Source organism: Mesorhizobium sp. f-mel (assembly GCF_053850215.1).
This window is the reverse complement of sequence record NZ_JBSPTO010000031.1, coordinates 1-20,507: the sequence shown is the minus strand read 5'-3', so window position 1 is coordinate 20,507 and position 20,507 is coordinate 1. Positions and strand designations below refer to the sequence as shown.

The following is a 20,507-nucleotide window of genomic DNA, read 5'->3' as shown; positions in this document are numbered from 1 at the left end:
CTTTTTGACCGAGGTGATGAAATTGCAATTTCCTCCTAAAATAGGAGCTCTGAGCAGAAAATTCAATTTCCGAGCTATCTTTGATCGCCCAGATTCGTAAAAATAAACTGCGGAATAATACTATTCGACAGTTTCAACCAGCCCATGAACATTTTTGAGCCATCGGCTCTAAAGAGGTGAGCGGTTGGCACCTCACGTGCGCTGGCAGCAACCGCGTCCCCTTTGACGTAGTTACTGAATTAGATCACGACACCGGTGCTGCGCCACCCTCTTCCGTGCGCCGCGCGATGAATTCGTCGAGAACACCTGATGTAGCAGCGGCGGAAGCCGGCGGCCGAAAATCGGCAAGCAGCCGTTTCCAGATGCCGGTCGCGCGCTCCGTGGCGGTTCTTGACCCGGCCTGCGTCCAGTTGCCGAAATTCGACCAGTCGGCGACCAGCGGCTCGTAGAATGCGGTGCGGTAGCGCGCCATTGTGTGCCCGGCCGAGAAGAAATGCCCACCCGGCTGCACTTCAGCGATAGCCTCAAAGCCGATCGCGTCCTCGTCGCCGGGCGTCGCCGCGCAGAGTTCGGCGACCGTCTGCAGCGCCTCGACGTCGGTGATCAGCTTCTCAAAAGAGACGCTCAAGCCGCCTTCGAGCCAGCCAGCGGCATGGATGCAGACCGTTGCACCCGCAAGCACCGAGCCCCACAGCGCGAACTGCGTTTCGTGGGCCGCCTGCGCGTCCGATATGTTGGCGGCGCTGCCGCCGCCGGACCGCCAAGGAAGACCGGTGAAGCGAGCAAGCTGACCGGCGCCGAGCGTCGCCTTGACGTGCTCCGGCGTGCCGAACGCCGGCGCCCCCGACTTCATGTCGACATTGGAGGAGAAGGAACCATAGACGACCGGCGTACCCGGCCGCACGATCTGGGCCAGCGTCAGCCCGGCCAGCGCTTCGGCGTGCTGCAGCGTCAGCGCGCCGGCCACAGTGATCGGCGCCATCGCGCCGGCCAGGCAGAAGGGCGTGATGATCAACACCTGCCCTGCCCTGGCAAAGTCGATGATGCCTTGCGCCATCGGAATGTCGAGCTGGCGAGGCGAATTGGTGTTGATGACGGTGTAGCAATGAGCGCCCGAACGGAATTCGTCCTCCGACAGGCCGCGCGCCAGCCGTAGCATCTCGAAGCCGTCCTCCACCTGCGGCGTGCCGCGCGCGAAGACGAACGGCAACTTGTCCGACAGCGTCAGCTGCGCGCGGTTGACTGCATAGTGGCGGAAGCGGTTGTCGATGTCCTGCGGCTCGATGCAGGGTCCCAGCATGTGCAGCACGTCGAAATGCTGCACCAGGCGGATGAAATCCTCGAAAGCGGCAAGCGTTCCCGGCCGCCGGCCGTGCTCTAGATCGGTGACGTTCGGCGCCCCGGATCCCGCCAGAAACGTCATCGAGCCGAGCTCGAGCGTCAGGTCGCGGGCACGGTCGCCGGCGTGGACACGGATCGATTTCGGCGCCGAAGCCAGTGCCGCCGCGACGATGTCGCGGCCGATGCGCACCATCTGGTTGTCCTCGTCGACCAGCGCACCGGCACGAGCAAGAATGGTGCGCGCCTCCGGCAGCAGCACCTTGACGCCGAGTTCCTCGAGTACGCGCAGCGCCGTGTCGTGGATCGCGGCGACCTGGTCGACCGAAAAGATCGGCTGCGGCAGGAACGGGTTCTTCAGCGAACGATAGTCCGGCCGGCGGCTGGTCTCGCTGCCGGCCTCGCCGGTTCGTCCGCGCCTGCGTTCGCGCCTGAGATCACGTGCGGCGTCATCGATCATGGCGGATACTCCTCATTGCCGTATGCTTGCCGTATTGCCGTGCCTTGGGGATCGTAGGGAGAAGCCGCGATGAGCGCGCTGGCCGCTCGGCCCAGTTCGTTGGAGCGGGCAGGATACTTGTACTGTACATATGTGTCTAGTACGGTTGTATGCGGCTCGCCTCATGCCTATTGTGCGGCCATGATCATGATTGCTCCGCAGGACGAGCCGGCGCCCGGCAACATCAAGGTGACGCGCTGGGACTGGATCAATCTTGCGCTCCGGACATTGATTTCAGACGGCATCGAAAGCGTGCGCGTGCTGCCGCTCGGCCAGAAGCTCGGTGTTTCGCGCTCAAGCTTCTACTGGTACTTCGAGAGCCGTCAGGATCTGCTCGACCAGTTGCTTGCCCATTGGCGGGACACCAACACCAGGGCGCTCGTCGAACGCGCGCAGCGGCCGGCCGAAAGCATCATCATGGGCGTCATGAACGTGTTCGAATGCTGGGCGGACGAGCGCCTGTTCGATCCCAGGCTCGACTTCGCCATCCGGGAATGGGCGCGTCGCTCCGACGACGTCCGCCGGGCCATCGACCAGGCCGACAATGACCGCCTCGGCGCGATCCGCGACATGTATCGCCGGCATGGCTACGATGATGAGGATGCCTTCATCCGCGCCCGCGTGCTCTACTACATGCAGATCGGTTACTATGTGCTCGACCTCAAGGAACCGGTCGAGGCGAGAGTCAGTCATCTCGCTGCCTATCTGCGCAGCTTCACCGGCCAGGAGCCAAGCGACGCCCATGTGGCGCATTTCATGCGCTTTATCGCCGCGCGGTAATATTGAAAGCGGTGCGAGTGGCAAGCTCTAATCTTCGTATCCACGAACTGTACCGCGAAAGCCTCACTCGCTCTTGTGAGCCGGGCCAAAATGGACGAATAGTCTTGGCTGGCGCGCCGCCCTGAAATTGCCCGCAAGCAGTTTTCTCAGTGGGAGGCGTAGCCGCAGCAGGATCCTGGAATGACCAGTCCCTTGAAACCACGCAAGAGAAGAGGTCCGATTGCCGCACGACTGTTGGCGGCAGATGCGTGGTTCGATTCCTCGCTCTATGAGATCGGCTTCAAGGCACGCCGGTTCTGGGAAGCGGCCACCATTTTTTTCCGGCGCTTCCGCGTCTCCGGCTGGCGCCGCGGCATCATCGAACTGTTGAGCGAAGGTTTCACGCTCGGCGCCGGCGGCATCGTCGTCATGCTGGCGCTTGCCTTGCCGGCCTTCCAGGAAACCGCTGGCGACTGGCGTGCCCAGGGCGATTTCGCCGTCACCTTCCTCGACCGCTATGGCAACGAGATCGGCCAGCGCGGTATCATCCAGCGTGATTCGGTGCCAGTCGACGAGATGCCCGACCAGGTCATCAAGGCGGTGCTGGCCACCGAGGATCGGCGTTTCTTCGATCACCACGGCATTGATGCGCTCGGCCTTTCGCGCGCGATCTTCGCGAATGTGCGGGCGAATTCCGTGGTGCAGGGCGGCTCGAGCATCACCCAGCAGCTGGCCAAGAACCTATTCCTGACCAATGAACGGACGTTGGAGCGCAAGGTCAAGGAAGCCTTCCTGTCGCTGTGGCTTGAGGCCAATCTGTCGAAGAAGGAGATCCTGCAGCTCTATCTCGACCGCGTCTATATGGGCGGCGGCACCTTTGGCATCGAAGCGGCCGCCGATTTCTATTTCGGCAAAAGCGTCAAGGATCTGAACCTCGCCGAAGCAGCTATGCTGGCCGGCCTGTTCAAGGCACCGACCAAATATGCGCCGCATATCAACCTGCCTGCTGCCAGGGCGCGGGCCAATGTGGTGCTGTCCAATCTCGTCGAGGCAGGCTTCATGAGCGAGGGTCAGGTGCTGCAGGCGCGGCTGCATCCGGCCGAAATCGTCGACCGCGGCGAGCAGAAGAGCCCGGATTACTACCTCGACTGGGCATTCGAAGAGGTCAAGAAGATCGCGGCGAAGTCCGGCCAGCATTCGCTGGTCGCTCACACCACTTTCGATGCCAACATCCAGAAGGGGGCGGAAGAATCGATGGAGTTCCATCTCCGCCAGTTCGGCAAGGAATACAACGTCACCGAAGGCGCCATGGTCGTCATCGAAACCAACGGCGCAGTCAGGGCGATCGTCGGCGGCCGCGACTACGGTGCCAGCCAGTTCAACCGCGCAACCAAGGCGCTGCGCCAGAGCGGCTCATCGTTCAAACCTTATGTCTATGCGACGGCGATGGAGCACGGCTTCACGCCGGACTCCGTCGTTTCCGGCGGGCCGATCTCCTGGGGCGGCTGGTCGCCTCACAATTACAATGGCGGATCGGCCGGCAATGTCACGCTGATCACGGCGATGGCCAAATCGATCAACACCGTGCCGGTGCGGCTGGCCAAGAATCATCTCGGTATCAAGCCGATCAAGGCGATGGCGGAAGCCATGGGCGTCGAATCGCCGCTCGAATCGCACAAGACGATGGTGCTCGGCACATCGGGCATGACCGTGATGGACCAGGCGACAGGCTATAGCGTGTTCGCCCAAAACGGCTTTGTCGGCTCTCGGCATGGCGTCACCCAGCTGGTTACTCGTACCGGCGAGGTGGTTTACGATTTCGCCAAGGATGCGCCGCCGCCGCACCGTGTGCTCTCGGAACAGGCGCTGAAATATATGAACACCATGCTGGCGGCGGTGCCGGTGATGGGTACGGCGCGGCGCGCTGCCCTTCCCAATATCGTTTCGGCCGGCAAGACCGGCACCACGCAGTCTTACCGCGACGCCTGGTATGTCGGCTTCACCGGCAACTACACGGCTGCCGTGTGGCTCGGCAATGACGACTTCACCACGACCAACAACATGACCGGCGGCTCGCTGCCGGCGATGGTTTGGCAGCGGCTGATGGTCTATGCGCACCAGAATATCGACCTCAAGCCGATCCCCGGTCTCGATCATCCCTTCGTCGACGAGGAGATCGCCGCCAAGGCCGAGGAAGCGGAAAAGAAGAATGCCGAGCAGGCAGCGGCCGACGCCGCCGCCGAGCGCCCGCCAGTGCTGTCCAGCCAAACCACGCGGGCGCTCAGGGACATCACAAGATTGTTCCAGTCGGCGCCCGTCCTCCAGGCGCCTGCGACGCCGGAGACCCTGTCGGCGCTTTGATTCCGGCACACGGGCCAGGCCACCCTCGCGCCGGCAATTCCACAGAGGTCCGCTTGCCATGGCCCCCTCCCCCGCGATATCCCCGAGCGCACTCCTTTTTCCCGCGGCTCTTCATGCTCAAGAACGCATTCCTGACGCTCCTCGCGCTTGCCATAGCCATCGGCGGCGGCGGCGGCAGCGTCTGGTACGCTCTCAAGACGCAGGATGGCATCGGCGCGATCAGGATCGGCCCATGGACGGCGTTCCCCGATATCGGCACGCGGGCGGCGGATCCTTATTCGAAAGCACGCGTGGCGCGCGAGGGTGTCCTTGCACTCGGGCAGACAGAAGGCCTGTCCTTTATCGCCGAACGCGATTCCGGCGGCGAACAATTGAAACGCCAATGCGCCTATGAGATCGAAGGCGGATTTCCCACAGCCCGGTTCTGGACCCTCTATGCCGCCGATGAATCGCTCGGCGTGATCGAGACCGGAAAACCAAGGCTTGCGGCACTTCAATCCTACCAGGTGCTGCGCCAGCCCGACAATTCGGTGGCGATTTCCGTCAGCAACCGCCCCGCACCAGGCAACTGGCTGCTTTCCGACGGCTTCGGCCGGATGTATTTCGTGTTGACATTCTACGACACGCCGGTCGCCAGCAGCACGGGTCTTTCGGATATCACGTTGCCGCAGGTCCTGAAGGTCGGCTGCAATGCGTAGGCTGCTACACGCGATCCTGCTCGGCCTGCTTGGCGCCGGCATCGTGCACATCGTCGTGCTGCTGCTTGTTCCGGAATTTTCCGAACGTGATGCGTGGTCGCGGCTGGCCATGGCATCGGACCTCTATAAGATGACCAGGCTGGATGCGGAGGCCGGCGGGACGCCGGTGGTGAGATCCGTCGATCCGCTGTTTTATGCTGCGGCTTGCCGGTTCGATCTGTCCGAAGGGATGGTTCGGGTGAAGGCACCGGGAAACGTCCCGTTCTGGTCCGTATCGGTCTATGACCGCAGCGGACATAACATCTATTCCTTCAACGACCATAGTGCGACCGGAAGGGTGCTGGACAGTATCGTACTGACGCCGGCCCAGATGATCGAGATCCGCAAGGATCTCCCGGAGGAATTGCAAGGAGCAATCTTCGTCGAGGCGCCCATCGACGAAGGCATGTTCGTGATCCGCTCGTTCGTGCCCGATGACAGCTGGAAGCCGATCGTGTCGCGGTTTCTCGAGCGGAGTTCCTGCGAACTGCAGGGCTACTGACGTCAACCGAAGTATGCGGCGGCCGGTTTCCAGCCTGCAGCGATTCAAAGTTAGAGCCTCCTGTACGCGCCGAACAGGGCGCGCGGCGCGCTTTCAAAGTGTTAGAGATCCTTTGCGCGTCGGACCGGGCCGCGGCGCTCATTCAAGGTCTTCCTTTGCGCGCGCCCAGCAGGGCGCGCGGCGCTCTAATGATGCGGAACAGGCATCGTCCCCGACGATCCCGGCATCGTCCTTGACGAGCCCGGCTTGTCCAGACCGACGCCTGGCCGCGTTTCGCCCGTCCGTGGCTCGTAGCGGACGCCGGGGAAAATGATCACCGCTGCCGGCGTTCCGGTGTTTCGTTCTGCTCGATTGGTTGCCGCCGTTCGCGGCACGAAAGTCAGTACCATGCCCATGGTTCGTGCATTCCTCTCGGTTGCCCCGGAGCACAACGCAACGCCTCCAATCTGATTAAGGACGGCAGTAGGTTAACGGAACGCTAACGGATCGCCGCTAATTTGATGTTTGTTCTGAGGTCAGGAATTCTTGACCCGAGGCAAATGCGAAACCGACACAGTCCCGGTCGAGCATGGTCCAGATTGTGTCGAGTATCGGGCGTATCCTTCGTGTCAGCTTCGGATTTCAGGCAAATCGCTATACGGGCTGAATCGGGAAAGGCCGAAAGGCTGTTCCGCGCCGCGGTGTCGGCGTTCTGTTCGCTCACCCGCCCTTCGCGCCGGGAGATCGCGCAACTTGAGGATTTGACGCTTCCGCTTTTCGCCAATGTGTCGGTCGAATCGCGCCGCTACGTCGCCGCCGCCCTTTCCGAATGCGAATATGCGCCCGCTGCGCTGGTCCGGCGGCTTTGCGAGGAGCCGGTCGACGTTGCCGCGCCATTGCTCATCCGCTCGTGCGCGCTCAGCGATATCGACCTGATCGCGCTGATCGGACGGCACGGCCTGCCGCATGCGCGTGCCATCGCGCGCCGCAAGGATCTGAACCCGACCATCGCCCAGCTGATCAGGGCGCTTGAAAAGCCGACGCTGGTGAGCGTGCGGCAGCCGGAGGCAATCGCCAAGACGGCGCCTAAAAGCGCCGAGATCGTCGCGCCCAGCCCCGACAGCCAGCAGGTGCCCGGCGCCGCCGCCGAGAATGCACGGCGCCGGCTGCGGTCGTTGATGCGTGCCGATACTGAGAGCGGCGGCGCGACCGTCAATCCGTTCGCCGGCGCTGAAACCTATGTCAAACTGCGCGAGACGGCGCTGACCGGAAACGCCGCATTCTTCCAGACAGCACTGGCCGACGCGCTCGAAATCGATTTTTCAACGGCGCGGGCGCTCACCGCAAACCAGAACTACACGTCGCTGCTGGCCGCCCTGCGCGCGCTTGATTTCGGCGAAGAGAGGGCGTTCCTGATCACCGCCGCCGTCTATCCCACAGAGTTTCCGCATCCGCAGGCCATCCGCATCTTTCTCGACCGCTACCGACTGCTGCATCGCGACGCGGCGCTGGACAGGCTACGCGGCTGGAAGGCGGAGATACTGTCGAAGGCCATTCGCAATGCCGGACCCATCTCGGCAAACGCCGACATCCGTAAAGCGGACAGCGATAATGCTGCCGCCAGGCCTAAGGCGCGTCACGTCTGAAAGAGATTCAGGCGAACGCTTTAAGCCTTTGTTTTCATCCACAATCGTTAGAGCGACTTGACGGAAATAAACTCCTCGACGGGAGCAGCGCCGGCCTCGATCTCGATCACCCAGATGTCGGGATCGAATTTCTTCTCCCTTTCCAGTCGCGCGTCAAAGACGGCGGCATCGTCGCCGGCGCCGAGCAGACTGAAGAAACGGTCGTCGGGTTTCGCTGAATCGTAGCTCGTCTGCGGCGCCGGTCCAAACAAAGCAACCTCGCCCAGGCGGCCACGCGCCAGCACGAAGACGGCGCCGGCCTCAGTTGCGCCGCGCTTGACCACGGCGGCGAATCCGCCGGCGCCGAAAACCCGGCGCAATAGGGCCGACACCCACAGATCGGTGGTTACGCGCATTACAAAACTCCGGACGAGATCCGGATGCTTTTTAGCGAGGTTATCGCCAATCCGCGAGCGATCGCTTCGACTATTAGTAGGCCAAAGCCTCAGTTGGTCAGGCCGATCTCGCGCATCTTGACGTAGACGACCTCGTCGGGCTCGCCGGTCTCCGGCAGCCCGAACAGCGACTGGAACTCCTTGATCGCTGCCTTGGTGCGGGCCCCGACCACGCCATCGAGCTGCATGTCGTCATTGCCGAATGCCTTCAGCCCGGCCTGGATTTTGATGATGCGGGCATCGGGTGCCTGCGCCGGCGCATCTGCCGGCGCCGAAGCGGAGACGGGAATTGCGGCCATGTCGTCCGGACGAGGTGCCGGATGCGGCACGACCGTCGAGGCGGTTGGCGTGGCGCCCAGTTGATCGAGCAGAACGCTGTCGATCTCGCCGGAAGCGTTGAGCCCGACTTTCTGCTGATAGGCTTGTATGGCCTTACGCGTGTTGGGGCCGGAAATGCCGTCGACGGTGCCGGAATAAAAGTCCAGATCCTTCAATATGCCCTGGATCTGCTCGACGACCGGATCGCTCTTGATCGGAGCCGAGCCCGGCCGCACGATGTTGATGGTGGTTTCGGGTTCCTCGGCGCCGGCTCGAGGAAAGCCCTCGATGCTCCTGGTCGCGAAAAACGCGCCGGCATGAGGAAAAGGCTGATACCACAGGGCATTCGCCGAGACGTAGAACAGCGTCACCAGGAAGGCGGTCGAACCGCCGACCAGAACCGGATTGCGCGAGATCAGGCTGCCGACGGCGACCGCGCTACCTTGGAAGGCATTGCCACGGCGCTTGACCGCCTTAGGCTGTTTTGCGGAGCGAGCCATGCCTGTCCCCCTTCGTCTCCGCCTTGGCTGCAGGCATCGGCAGCACGCCGGGCTTGTCGGTCGAACGTCCCTTCGGTCCATTCACCGGCAAGCTGATCGTGACCGTGGTGCCCTCGCCCGGCATGCTTTCGATCGACATCGTGCCCTCGTGCAGCGCCACAAGGCCCTTTACCAGCGACAGGCCGAGCCCGGTTCCCTCGAAGCGGCGCGTATAGTCGTTCTGGATCTGCATGAACGGCTTGCCGAGATTGGCAAAGTCTTCCTCGGCGATGCCGATACCGGTGTCCCTGACCCAGAAATGCAGTCGCGAGCCGATCCGCTTGGCGCCGACGACGACATCGCCGCCATCGGGCGTGAACTTGATGGCATTGGAGACTAGGTTGATGAGTATCTGCTGCACGGCACGACGATCAGCGTTTATCTCGCCTGCATCCGGTGCGATCTGAGCTTGCAGATCGATGTTCTTTGCCTCTGCCTGCAGCCGCATCATCGACTGGCACATTTCGACGGCTTCCACGAAACGGAACGGTTCCGGCTCGGTTGCGTAGGCGCCGGCTTCGATCCTCGACACGTCGAGTATCGAGGTGACGACGGCAAGCAAATGTTGGCCGGACTCCTTGACCAGACCGACATATTCCTTCTGGCGCGGATCCTTGAAGGTGCCGAACATCTCATGCAGCAGCATGTCGGAAAAACCGATGATGGCGTTCAACGGCGTGCGAAGCTCGTGGCTGACGACCGCCAGAAACCGTCCCTTCGCCACTTCGGCAGACGCGGCCGCCTCTTTCGCGGCGGCAAGCTCTTCGCGCAAGCCGGCGAGTTCGTCGTTTTCGCGCAGGACGAGCGTGAAGACATCCTCATGCTCCGCCCGCATCAGCTCAAGGGAAAACGGCCGGTAGTTGTCCGCCGTCGGGCCATGGCCGTTTTGCGGCAGCCGGACGCGAAGATCGAGCCGGCGCGCCGACGCGCCGTCGCGCATGTCGGCCAGCGCGCTGAGGTACGCGACGCGATCGGACAGATGGATACGGTCGAACAGGCCGGTTCCGAACAGCAGTTCCGGCTGCAGCTTCAGGATCGTGCGCGCCTTTGCCGACGCATCCAGAACCTCGCCATGCCTGCCGGCCCGCAGGACAACGGCGTCGATGATGTTCTCGAGCCGGTCATCGGTCGCCGGATCCAGCTGCGCGCCGGCCGGGCTGCCGGGTGCTGCTACGCGGGGAACCAAGGTGAGCGCCCAAGCCAGCGGCAGCAGCCAGTGCCAAGCAGCGGTTTCCGCCGGGCCGAACGGGAAAACAGAACCGGCAAAAGCCTGCAGCAGGATAGCGACAAATGCGGATGCGGCACCCCAGAGTGCAGCGCGACGAGACGCGCCGATCCACCAGGCTTCGAACGGCAGCGCCACGACAAGCATGGCTACCGGCGAGGCCATCCCGCCCGCCGCGGCAATGACACCGGCAAGAGCAAGACTGCCCATCACCAGGGCGACCTGGCCGGCGAACGCCATCTTGCCCGATGCTGCCACCAGCAAGGCAGCAAACCAGCAGAGGCCGAATGTCGCAAAGATCGCAGCCATGGTCACGGCCACGCCCATGCCCGAGGTAACCAGCGTGACTGCTGCACCTGCGGCAAAGAACGGAGCGGCCAGCATGACACCGATAAACCGCCCCTGGCACCGGCGGTCGTTCTTTCCGAGGATCGACGGATGAACCATACGTTCGCAACCGGCTGCCATCGCGCCGGGCAACTCAACGTATCTGGCCCTTATCGAACTCAACTCAACGCACTCGCACCTAGTCGTGAACAGCCCTGCTTCGCAGGTTGCTTTTATTGATCTGAAACTCGCATCCAGCGTTTAAGGAATGGATAAGGCGGGATCGATCAATGCCCAGCCTGAGGGAAATATTGGGAGGCCGGCGCGGCAAAACCTTGGCAATTGCGGCCATAGTAAATGGAGCGTTATCCGGGCGGACCGCCCTTTCGCCTCTGACAGTCGCCACCGGCACGCCCGCGCTTCCGAGAAATAACTAAGGAAAACAGGCAGATGGATAGTTAGCCTTAAGTGAAGAAAATCGGCTGGATTTGACACAAATCCATTGCAAAATACTTCGTTTCGAGTTTGCCTAAAATTCGAGGAAAATTTTCGCTGACCGGGCAAGCCGTCCTTTGAGCGTCTATGCCACTATCGTACCCCATAAAAGAGGTCATGTCGCCGAATGCATGATCCGGTCAAAGATGAGGGCATACAGATGGGCTTTCTGATCAGAATGGCTTTCTGGTTTTCGCTGGTGCTTCTGGCGCTGCCGCTGAATGTCGGCTCCGACGAGACAGGCCACCAAAGCGTCGGGCCGATCCAGGCGTTGTTTGCGGCACGCGAAGCCGTTGGCGATATTGCCGGCATATGCGAGCGCAAGCCCGACGTCTGCCAGACCGGCAAGTCCGCAATGCACACGATCACCGCCCGGGCCAAGGAGACAGCCAAGATCGCGGCCGCCATGTTGGACGACAAGACCGCCGAACCCGACACGGCGACAACGACCGGCAGCGTGCCGGAAGACATCGTCTTACCGGCGAAAGTCCACTTGCCCGCGAAAGTCGAGTTGCCGGCGAAAAACTGAGATATTTTCAGCGCATCTGTCACTGCACCGCAGGCCGTCCGCACCTCGACGCCTATGGTGTTTTTCCTCTTTTTCCGTGACGCGGCGTCGCCGGATGACTATATCCGAGGTGATGAGCACGACGATCCAAACGATCCGCGACGACTTCTCCCTGCTTGACGAGTGGGAAGACCGCTACCGCTATGTGATCGAACTGGGCGAGGCCCTGCCGCCATTTCCCGATGAGGAACGCAACGCCGCCAACAAGGTGCCCGGCTGCGTCAGCCAGGTCTGGCTGACAACCGAATATGGACCGGGTCCCGATCCAGTCGTCACCTTCGCCGGTGATTCGGACGCCCATATCGTGCGCGGCCTCGTCGCTATCATGCTGGCGCTGTTTTCCAGACGACCGGCCAGCGAGATCCAGAAGACCGACGCGGAAGCCACGCTGAAGGCACTTGGCCTCGACGAACACCTGTCGCCGCAACGCGCCAATGGTCTTCGTTCCATGGTCAAGCGCATTAAGCGCGACGCCGAGGCGGCGTTGAGGCAGACCGCCTGATTAGACAACAGCGCGCGATTGCCCCCGCACGGCAGTGAGCCCCGCACCTCGGGCAAGGCGTATCGATTGCTCCAGCAATGCCTCCAAAGCAAAACGGCACCCGGAGGCGCCGTTGATCGTTCAACCCACGTTGGGAAGAGCCGATATCAGCGTCCCTTGCGCTTGCGGCCGAGACCCATCTTCTTGGCGAGCTGGGAGCGGGCGGCAGCATAGTTGGGAGCAACCATCGGATAGCTTGCGTCCAGGCCCCATTTTTCACGATACTCGTCGGGCGTCAGACCGTAGTGGGTCATCAAATGGCGCTTCAGCGACTTGAACTTCTTGCCGTCTTCAAGACAGACGATGTAGTCGTCATGGACGGAGCGTTTCGGGTTTACTGCCGGCTTCTGCTTGTCGGCAGGAGGTTGTTCACTGGTCCCGCCCACGCGCCCGAGGGCGGCATGGACATCGGCGATGAGGCTCGGCAGCTCGCCGACCGGCACCGGATTGTTGCTGACATAGGCGGCCACGACGTCGGCCGTCAACTCGATCAGCGCATCACTATTTCTGGAAGGTGTTTCGATAATATCCATGGCTTCATGACCCCAACGAGAGTTGTTTCTATCTGCGCCCTATTTTTGACAAGTCGGGCATCGCGCGAAATTTTTGCAGGAAAGAGCCTCTGCGATTCGCGTCACAACATCCTAATGAGCCAGTGAACCAAGTAAGTCAATTCGCTTCTTGCGCTGTATTCATCGATGTTAATAAAATATTCCACGATCAGCTTCAACCTTTCGTGCACTCTGTAATTTTGCGATATTTTCTGGTCCGACCAGCAACGGCTGACGCCCCGTCGGACTGCCGTTACATCCTCGATGGCCAGTAAAAAGTTCTCAATGCTTGGCTATGCTTGGTTGTGGCGCAGGCTATTTGGTTGTTTTCAGAATCTGCAAAACCATAGGTTGCGATTTGCTGTTTGCAAACAAACCAGAAATCAGCGCCGCGGATCGGCGCCGATCCATCAATGTGGGGTAATGTATTTTCCGTAGACCCAGCCGGTGAAAAAATTGCCGTTGTGTGCCGGATCATGCCAGACTTCGCACCAGCGATAGCGGATCTTTTGTTCCTGCTTCCAAACCGGCTGCTTGGCGAGGTCGAGCAGGTTTATGCCGCCGGTGCATTTCCCGATCATCTGCAAAACGGCACCGTTGGGATAGGCGGCCTGCTTCTGGGATGACGCCGTCGGGTACTTGCGCACGTTGAGCGTGTCGCCAAACGGAACGTTGGTCACTTGCCAAGCTGCGAACACGGTTGCATGAGATTGGCCGGTAAAGGCCAAAACTGTCGAAGCCGCGACGAAAGCCGCGGCAGCGCGAAAACGGAATTTCATTTTTCTCTCTCCTCCGGCTCATCTTCTGGAGCCCAGCGCAAAACATATATTCCGGCTCTTGAACCTGCGCTGATCGGCGTGTTCATTCTCCATTCAAATAACTTCCACAGCGAGACGCAATGACCCGAACCCCAGCATTTCCGACTGTCAGCCCGCCACAACCCGAGAAGCGGCCGGTCTTCGATCTGCATCATGGAGTAACCCGGACGGACGACTATGCGTGGCTGAGAGCCGACAATTGGCAAGAGATGTTCAGGGATCCGTCCCTGCTCGACGCCCAAATCCGCGCCCATCTCGAAGCCGAAAACGCCTATCAGGCGGCGTTGATGGCAGACACCGCCCAGTTGCGGAAGCAGCTTTTCAAGGAGATGAAGGGCCGCATCAAGGAAGACGATTCTTCCGTGCCGATGAAGGATGGGCCGTACGCCTATGGCTCATCTTTCAAGCTTGGCGGCGAGCAGCCGCGTTATTTCCGCACGCCGCGCGATGGCGGTGACCAGCAGATCCTGCTCGACGGCGATCTCGAGGCCGAAGGCAAGGCCTATTTCCGCCTCGGCGGTGTCGACCATTCGACCGACCACCGCAAGCTTCTCTGGGCCTTCGACGACAAGGGTTCCGAATTCTACACGCTTCGCGTCCGCGATCTCGCCGACGGCAAGGAGTTGCCGGATAGGATCCCGGCTACCGGTGGCGGCGGCGTATGGAATGCTGACAATGACGGATTTTTCTACACCCGCCTCGATCCCAACCACCGTCCTTCCAAGGTGCTGTTCCATGCCCTTGGCGACAGTCCTGAGAACGACCGGCTGATCTACGAAGAAACCGATCCGGGCTTCTTCATGAATGTCGGCGGCACGCGCTCCAACGAGTGGATCATGGTCGGCATCAACGACCACGAGACCTCGGAATATCGCATCATGAGCGCCAGCGAGCCGTTCGCCGAACCGAAGCTGGTTTCGGCGCGCGAGACCGGCCTGCAATACGACCTCGAAGAAGGCGGCGATATCTTCTTCATTCTCACCAACGCCGACGGCGCCAAGGATTTCAAGATCATGACGGCGCCGGCGAGCGACCCGGTGCGCGCCAACTGGCAGGAACTGGTGCCGCACGAAGCGGGCCGGCTGATCCTTTCGGTGATCGGCTTCAAGGACCATATGGTCAGGCTTGAGCGCAAGGAAGGCCTGCCGCGCATCGTCGTGCATGACCGCAAGAGCGGCGAGGAACACCTCATCTCCTTCGACGAGGAAGCCTTCTCGCTCGGCCTGTCGGGATCCTATGAATACGACACCGAGATCATGCGCTTTTCCTACTCGTCCATGACAACGCCGGCGCAGATCTTCGACTACAACATGCGGACCCGCGAGCGCGTGCTGCTGAAGACGCAGGAAGTTCCGTCCGGTCACGACCCGGACCATTATGTGACACGGCGGCTGATGGCGCCCGCCGCCGACGGCGAACTGGTGCCGATCTCGCTCATCCACCATCGCGACACGCCGCTCGACGGATCAGCGCCTTGCCTGCTTTACGGCTACGGCTCCTACGGCATCACAGTCCCGGCCGCCTTTAACACCAATTTGTTTTCGCTGGTCGACCGCGGCTTCGTCTACGCGATTGCCCATGTCCGCGGCGGCAAGGACAAGGGCTATGGCTGGTATGATGACGGCAAGCGGACGCACAAGATGAACACGTTCACCGATTTTGTCGCGGTCGCCCACCACCTCGTCGCCGAACGCTATACGCAACATGACCGCATCGTCGCACAGGGCGGCTCGGCCGGCGGCCTGCTGATGGGCGCGATCGCCAACATGGCGCCGGAATGCTTCGGCGGCATTGTCGCCGAGGTTCCGTTCGTCGACGTGCTCACCACCATGCTCGACGCGACCTTGCCGCTGACGCCCCCGGAATGGCCCGAATGGGGCAATCCGATCGCTTCGGAGGAGGACTACCGAACGATCGCCGCCTACTCCCCCTATGACAATGTCGCCGCGCTCAACTATCCGCCGATTCTGGCGCTTGCCGGACTCACCGATCCGCGTGTCACCTATTGGGAGCCGGCCAAGTGGGTGGCGCGGCTGCGCGACCGCAAGACCGGCGACAATCCGGTGCTGTTCAAGATCAACATGGACTCCGGCCATGCCGGCGCATCCGGCCGGTTTTCCAGGCTCGAGGAAATCGCCTTCACCTACGCGTTTGCGCTGAAGGTGGCGGGCAAGGCCGACCTTGCCCCCACCAGCGGCACCCACCCTTTGGACGCGCAATGGGCGCTGTAGGAGCTTGATCTTGCGCACGATCCCCTGCGGAAAATCGATTCCAATTTCCGGTCACGGCCTGGCTGATTTTCCGCTCGCAATTGCGATGGCCGCGCGCTACCCAATGCGCGGCTTTTCGCAGCCGCGCCACCAAAATCATCCAGTCACGTCAAAGGTCTGCCATGTTGCTCGTCGACGTCTATCTCGACAAATCGCGTATCCAGGGCATCGGAGTCTTTGCCAAGAACCACATTCCCCGTGGCACTCTGGTTTGGAAGCTCGATCCCAATTACGACCGGCGCATTCCCGTCGAGACCTATGAGCGCGAAACCGGGCCGATCAAAGCCTATCTCGATCGCTATTCCTATCCCGACCGGCGCGACCCGAACTACATCGTCTTCGAAGCCGACGACGCACGCTACATGAACCATGCCGATGACCCGAATTGCGACGTCTCCTCGCCCGAGGAGACGTATGCGTCGCGCGACATCGCGCCCGGCGAGGAAATGACCTGCAACTACAATCATTTCTTCGAAGCCGGCTTCGATTTCCTCGGCGACCGCTGACGCGCCGCCATCCCGTTCGGTTTTCGCGTCAGCTCGAAGGCTGCTTGCGCGCCGGATAGCCATTGGGATGCGGCGGTATGGCCTTCAGATAGGCTGATATCGCCGCCCGGTCCTCGGGCGTCAGTTGGGCCATGTTTCTCTGCACGTCGACCATGGCGCCACCGACGGTATCGAAATCCGGCGTGAAGCCGGTCTCGAGAAAGTTGGCGATGTCAGCCTCCAACCAGTCACTAAGCCCGCCTTCACCCGAAGTAATGTTCGGCACGATGCCGCTGCCTTCGGCAGCAGTGGCTCCGGCCAGCCACTCGCTCTTCCTGGTGCCGCCAGCAAAATCACGCGGCGTGTGGCATTCGCCGCAATGGCCCGGCCCTTCGACCAGGTAGCGGCCGGCCATCACCGGATCCGGCGTGCCCTCGGGGAAGGAAACCACCGGCTGGTCACTCAAATAGAGACGTTTCCACAGCCCGATACCGCGACGGACGTTGAACGGGAATCCCAGCGAATTGGCCGGTGCCTTGCCGGCGACCGCCGGAAGCGTTTTCATGAAGGCATGGAGATCGGCAATGTCGGCCGGCTTCATGCGCGCGTAGGATGCATAAGGAAACGCCGGATAGAAATGCTCGCCGCTCGGCGACACTCCCTTCATCATGGCGTTGGCGAGGTCTTCGACCGACCAGGCGCCGATACCGTCCTTGGCATCCTGCGAAATGTTCGGTGGCACGAAGGTGCCGAACGGCGTCTTGAGTTCGAGACCGCCTGCAAGTTGAAGGCGGGCATCGCCTTGTGAACCTGGCTTCGCATGGCACGATGTGCAGCCTCCGGCATAAAAAATGCGCTTGCCCCTGGCGGCATCGCCGGGGCCGAGCTGCGCCAGGGTCTCAGTGTCGAGCCTGACCGGCACCGACAGGACCCAGCCGGCGACAGCGCCGGCGGCGCCCAGAACGAGGGCGGCGCCGACGAGTTTTTTCAGCAGGCGCATCGCCCGCGATCAGCCCTTCTTTATCCTGTATGTCTGGTGGCAGGTGCCACAATCGCCGCCTATGGTGTTGAACCCCGCCTTCAAGGCATCGACATCGGCCGGGGCGGCGGCCGCCGCAGCCTTGACGTCGGCGAGATATTTTTCCTCAATCGCCTTGAAGCCGGCCATATCCTCCCAGATCTTGGGGGCAGCGGTGGTGTCGCCGGTTTCACTGCCAGCCGGGAAAAGGGTCTCGACGTTTGCATGGAATTTCTCGGCGTTGGCCTGCAGCGCCTTCAACGCCGCCAGCACGGCCCCGGCGTCGTAGGGGGTCTCACCCTTGACTACTTTCGACAATTGGCCGGCGATCTTTCCGCGTTCCTTCATCAGGGCCTGGCGCTCCTGGATCGGATCGGCGAATGCCGCCGAACCGGCGAAGGCGAGCGTCGAGATGGCGAGGATAAGCTTTCTCATTCAATTGGCTCCATGGTGAAGACGTTTCGGATGAAGGTCGGCACTGATCGATAACGGCAAAATTGGCTTAAAAATTCCGGAAGTTCGCCTCACGCTTGTGTGAATTTTTTGCGACAGTCGTTCTGTGCTGGAAAAGGGCGGCCGATCTTGAGCCAAAAGAAAAGCCCCGGTTTTACCGGGGCTTTTCTGCAACTCAGTTAGGCCTACGCCTTTTCGTAGAGCTCGAGGACATGGTCCCAGTTGATGAGACTGTCGACGAAGGCTTCGAGATATTTCGGCCGGGCGTTGCGATAGTCGATATAATAGGAGTGCTCCCAGACATCGACGCCCAGGATCGGCGTCGCGCCATGGACCAGCGGATTCTCGCCGTTCGGCGTCTTCGAGATCGCCAGCTTGCCGTCCTTGACCGAAACCCAGGCCCAGCCTGAACCGAACTGGGTGGTTCCGGCGGCGATGAAGTCGGCCTTGAACTTGTCGTAGCCGCCGAGGTCACTGTCGAACGCCTTTTGCAGCGCGCCCGGCAATTTGTTGCCGCCGCCGCCCTTCTTCATCCACTTCCAGAAATGAATGTGGTTGTAATGCTGGCCGGCATTGTTGAAGAGCCCGGGGTTCTTGCCGAAGGACTGTTTCACAACCTCTTCGACCGACAAATCGCCGAGCCCAGCTTCGGCAGCCAGCTTGTTGCCGTTGTCGACATAGGCCTTGTGGTGCTTGTCGTGGTGATACTCCAGCGTTTCCTTCGACATGTAAGGCTGCAAGGCCTCGTAGTCATAGGGCAAGGCAGGCAGTTCAAAAGCCATCGGTCGTACTCCTCGTGGAAAAATCCGGTGCGATACCGGACTAACATAGGTCTGGATTGTTATGGAGCAACTCCGGAATGAAGCGCCGGTTCGCTTTTTCGCCAGTCAGCCGGTCGAAGTCGAATGGGCCCAATCCCAGTAGAGTTCGCGCGCCTTCTTGGCTACAGGCCCAGGCTGGAGATTGCGATCCTCGATGCGGGTGACCGGCACGACTTTCGAATGGTTTCCCGTCGAGAATATCTCGTCTGCTTCGAGGAAGTCACGCACCGACAGCGTCTTCTCGGTGGTCTTGAACCCATACTCGCCAAGCAGCGTCATCGTCCGCGAGCGGGTGATGCCGGACAGGAACGTGCCGTTCGGCGCCGGCGTCAGGACATGGCCGTCCTTGACCAGGAAAATGTTCGAGGTTCCGGTCTCGGCGACATTGCCCAGCATGTCGAGCACCAGGGCATTGTCGAAGCCGCGCATCTTGGCTTCGAGGATGGCACGACCATTGTTGGGATAGAGGCAGCCGGCCTTGGCGTTGGTCGGCATGGTTTCGATGGTCGGGCGCCGGAACGGCGAGACGGTGACCGAAAAGCCCGCCGGCGAGATCATTGGCGATTCGTAGAGGCAAAGGCAGAAACGGGTCGAGGCCGGATCTGCCGGCACGCCCATATAGCCGCCATGCTCGGCCCAGTACATCGGCCTTATATACACCGCCGTCTTGCCGTCGAATTTCTTTAGCCCGTCCCAGGTCAGCCCGACCATCTTTTCGGCGCTCATGGATGGTTTGAGACCAAGCGCGATCGCCGATGCGTTCACCCTCGCGGCGTGGCGGTCGAGATCTGGGGCAACGCCCTCGAACCAGCGGGCGCCGTCGAACACGCTGGTGCCGAGCCACATGGCATGGCTGCGCGGCCCCAGGATGGCGACGTTGCCTTCATACCAGTCGCCGTCCACGAAGGTCCATGTCGCGGATTGCGCCGCAGTTGCCAGTGTCATCGCTTGTTTCCGTTACAGACTTGTCCTGTCTCGCCATTGGAAGATGCTTTGGCGTCTGCCGTCAACGGGGTTTGCTGAGATTTGTTGAGGCCAGCGGTATGTGAATTGCGATCTGTGCTTGCGCCTCGCCTTGCGTCGCCGCAAAACTATCACCATGCACCATGCGGCTTACGTTTTCGACGCCTACGGCACGCTGTTCGATGTCCATGCCGCCGTGCGCCGTCATGCCGACCAGATCGGGCCGGACGGCCAGCTCCTGTCGGAGATCTGGCGCGCCAAGCAGCTTGAATATTCCTGGGTCAGGACGCTGATGGGCGCCTACACCGATTTCTGGCAACTCACCGAGCAGGCGCTCGATTTCGCTCTGCGCAAGGTTCCCTCCGCGGACAAGGGACTCAGGGCCAACTTGCTCGACGCCTATTGGCGGCTGGACTGCTATCCGGAGGTGCCGGCCGTGCTCAAGGCGCTCAAGGCGTCGGGCGCAAAGCTGGCGATCCTTTCCAACGGCTCGCCTGAAATGCTGGAGGCGGCGGTCAAATCGGCCGCGCTCGACCAGGTTCTGGACGACATCTATTCCGTCGATGCCGTCAAGCGGTTCAAGGCCGATCCGTCGGTCTACGACATGGTCACGACAGGCTGGCGCCTCTATCCGGGTGCGGTGTCGTTTCAGTCATCCAACCGCTGGGACGTCGCCGGCGCCACCAAGTTCGGCTTTCGGACAGTCTGGATCAACCGTTCCAACCAGCCCGAGGAATACCGGGACTTTCCCCCGGCCCTGATCCTGCCCTCGCTCGAAGGCCTGCTGGCCGGAGGCTAGAGCCTTTCGCATTTAGGTTGACTTGTATCCGGCGTTTTCGATGTAGTTTCGGCATTCCAGT

Annotated in this window: 20 protein-coding genes; 10 read left to right on the top strand and 10 right to left on the bottom strand. The window is 61.3% G+C overall.

The features are described 5' to 3' along the window. Positions 1–244 precede the first annotated feature (244 nt). Positions 245–1,798, bottom strand: a complete 1,554-nt coding sequence (locus ACWUKX_RS26525) for a trimethylamine methyltransferase family protein (protein WP_287330614.1) — start codon at positions 1,796–1,798, stop codon at positions 245–247. 180 nt (positions 1,799–1,978) lie between these two features. Here ACWUKX_RS26525 and ACWUKX_RS26520 point away from each other — a divergent pair, with 180 nt between their 5' ends. From ACWUKX_RS26520 to ACWUKX_RS26500, 5 genes are all read left to right on the top strand, one after another. Beyond that, entirely contained in the window at positions 1,979–2,617 is a 639-nt protein-coding gene (locus tag ACWUKX_RS26520) for a TetR/AcrR family transcriptional regulator (RefSeq protein WP_287112959.1), read from the top strand. Positions 2,618–2,797: 180 nt separating this feature from the next. Continuing rightward, positions 2,798–4,957, top strand: coding sequence for a transglycosylase domain-containing protein (locus ACWUKX_RS26515; RefSeq protein ID WP_456009710.1), 2,160 nt, complete (start codon positions 2,798–2,800; stop codon positions 4,955–4,957). A gap of 113 nt (positions 4,958–5,070) precedes the next feature. Next, positions 5,071–5,655 (top strand): DUF1214 domain-containing protein, encoded by a 585-nt coding sequence (locus ACWUKX_RS26510; RefSeq protein WP_456009709.1) that lies wholly within the window; start codon positions 5,071–5,073, stop codon positions 5,653–5,655. Continuing rightward, a complete protein-coding gene (locus tag ACWUKX_RS26505; protein ID WP_127210103.1) occupies positions 5,648–6,196 on the top strand; it encodes a DUF1254 domain-containing protein in 549 nt (182 codons plus the stop codon). Before ACWUKX_RS26510 ends, ACWUKX_RS26505 begins: the two co-directional genes overlap by 8 nt. A gap of 605 nt (positions 6,197–6,801) precedes the next feature. Beyond that, positions 6,802–7,821, top strand: a complete 1,020-nt coding sequence (locus ACWUKX_RS26500; protein ID WP_456009708.1) for a hypothetical protein — start codon at positions 6,802–6,804, stop codon at positions 7,819–7,821. 47 nt (positions 7,822–7,868) lie between these two features. On the opposite strand, the gene ACWUKX_RS26495 is transcribed toward ACWUKX_RS26500, so the two are convergent. The 3 genes from ACWUKX_RS26495 to ACWUKX_RS26485 form a co-directional block, all read right to left on the bottom strand. After that, positions 7,869–8,216 carry a DUF1491 family protein gene (locus tag ACWUKX_RS26495; protein ID WP_287367473.1) on the bottom strand — a complete coding sequence of 116 codons (348 nt, stop codon included), beginning with the start codon at positions 8,214–8,216 and terminating at the stop codon, positions 7,869–7,871. An 89-nt stretch (positions 8,217–8,305) separates the two neighbouring features. Further along, the gene (locus ACWUKX_RS26490) at positions 8,306–9,073 is read right to left on the bottom strand and encodes a peptidoglycan-binding domain-containing protein (RefSeq protein ID WP_455837353.1); all 768 of its coding nucleotides are present in this window, start codon (positions 9,071–9,073) and stop codon (positions 8,306–8,308) included. Next, positions 9,048–10,784, bottom strand: coding sequence for an ATP-binding protein (locus ACWUKX_RS26485; protein WP_456009707.1), 1,737 nt, complete (start codon positions 10,782–10,784; stop codon positions 9,048–9,050). The genes ACWUKX_RS26490 and ACWUKX_RS26485 overlap by 26 nt, the downstream gene beginning before the upstream one ends. 535 nt (positions 10,785–11,319) lie before the next feature. Between ACWUKX_RS26485 and ACWUKX_RS26480 the strand changes: the two genes are divergently transcribed. Both ACWUKX_RS26480 and ACWUKX_RS26475 read left to right on the top strand, forming a co-directional pair. Beyond that, on the top strand, positions 11,320–11,688 hold the full coding sequence (locus ACWUKX_RS26480) for a DUF5330 domain-containing protein (RefSeq protein ID WP_456009706.1): 369 nt from the start codon (positions 11,320–11,322) through the stop codon (positions 11,686–11,688). A 112-nt stretch (positions 11,689–11,800) separates the two neighbouring features. Next, positions 11,801–12,229 carry a SufE family protein gene (locus ACWUKX_RS26475; protein WP_095519694.1) on the top strand — a complete coding sequence of 143 codons (429 nt, stop codon included), beginning with the start codon at positions 11,801–11,803 and terminating at the stop codon, positions 12,227–12,229. A 146-nt stretch (positions 12,230–12,375) separates the two neighbouring features. On the opposite strand, the gene ACWUKX_RS26470 is transcribed toward ACWUKX_RS26475, so the two are convergent. Together ACWUKX_RS26470 and ACWUKX_RS26465 are read right to left on the bottom strand one after the other, a co-directional pair. Further along, entirely contained in the window at positions 12,376–12,801 is a 426-nt protein-coding gene (locus ACWUKX_RS26470; RefSeq protein WP_029354623.1) for a MucR family transcriptional regulator, read from the bottom strand. Between the two features lie 428 nt (positions 12,802–13,229). Further along, on the bottom strand, positions 13,230–13,598 hold the full coding sequence (locus ACWUKX_RS26465) for an SH3 domain-containing protein (RefSeq protein WP_456009705.1): 369 nt from the start codon (positions 13,596–13,598) through the stop codon (positions 13,230–13,232). A gap of 119 nt (positions 13,599–13,717) precedes the next feature. Between ACWUKX_RS26465 and ACWUKX_RS26460 the strand changes: the two genes are divergently transcribed. Both ACWUKX_RS26460 and ACWUKX_RS26455 read left to right on the top strand, forming a co-directional pair. After that, positions 13,718–15,868 (top strand): S9 family peptidase, encoded by a 2,151-nt coding sequence (locus ACWUKX_RS26460; RefSeq protein ID WP_456009704.1) that lies wholly within the window; start codon positions 13,718–13,720, stop codon positions 15,866–15,868. Positions 15,869–16,029: 161 nt separating this feature from the next. Beyond that, positions 16,030–16,413, top strand: a complete 384-nt coding sequence (locus ACWUKX_RS26455; protein WP_029354629.1) for an SET domain-containing protein — start codon at positions 16,030–16,032, stop codon at positions 16,411–16,413. Between the two features lie 28 nt (positions 16,414–16,441). Here ACWUKX_RS26455 and ACWUKX_RS26450 read toward each other — a convergent pair whose 3' ends face one another. The 4 genes from ACWUKX_RS26450 to ACWUKX_RS26435 form a co-directional block, all read right to left on the bottom strand. After that, positions 16,442–17,392, bottom strand: a complete 951-nt coding sequence (locus tag ACWUKX_RS26450) for a c-type cytochrome (protein ID WP_456009703.1) — start codon at positions 17,390–17,392, stop codon at positions 16,442–16,444. Positions 17,393–17,401: 9 nt separating this feature from the next. Beyond that, on the bottom strand, positions 17,402–17,845 hold the full coding sequence (locus tag ACWUKX_RS26445; RefSeq protein WP_456009702.1) for a c-type cytochrome: 444 nt from the start codon (positions 17,843–17,845) through the stop codon (positions 17,402–17,404). Between the two features lie 203 nt (positions 17,846–18,048). Continuing rightward, positions 18,049–18,645: a superoxide dismutase gene (locus ACWUKX_RS26440; RefSeq protein ID WP_029354634.1), complete on the bottom strand. Its 597-nt coding sequence runs from the start codon at positions 18,643–18,645 to the stop codon at positions 18,049–18,051. 105 nt (positions 18,646–18,750) lie between these two features. Beyond that, complete coding sequence (locus ACWUKX_RS26435) at positions 18,751–19,629, bottom strand: branched-chain amino acid aminotransferase (protein WP_127211997.1); 879 nt, start codon at positions 19,627–19,629, stop codon at positions 18,751–18,753. 154 nt (positions 19,630–19,783) lie between these two features. Between ACWUKX_RS26435 and ACWUKX_RS26430 the strand changes: the two genes are divergently transcribed. Next, the gene (locus ACWUKX_RS26430) at positions 19,784–20,446 is read left to right on the top strand and encodes a haloacid dehalogenase type II (RefSeq protein ID WP_029354636.1); all 663 of its coding nucleotides are present in this window, start codon (positions 19,784–19,786) and stop codon (positions 20,444–20,446) included. Positions 20,447–20,507: the final 61 nt, after the last annotated feature.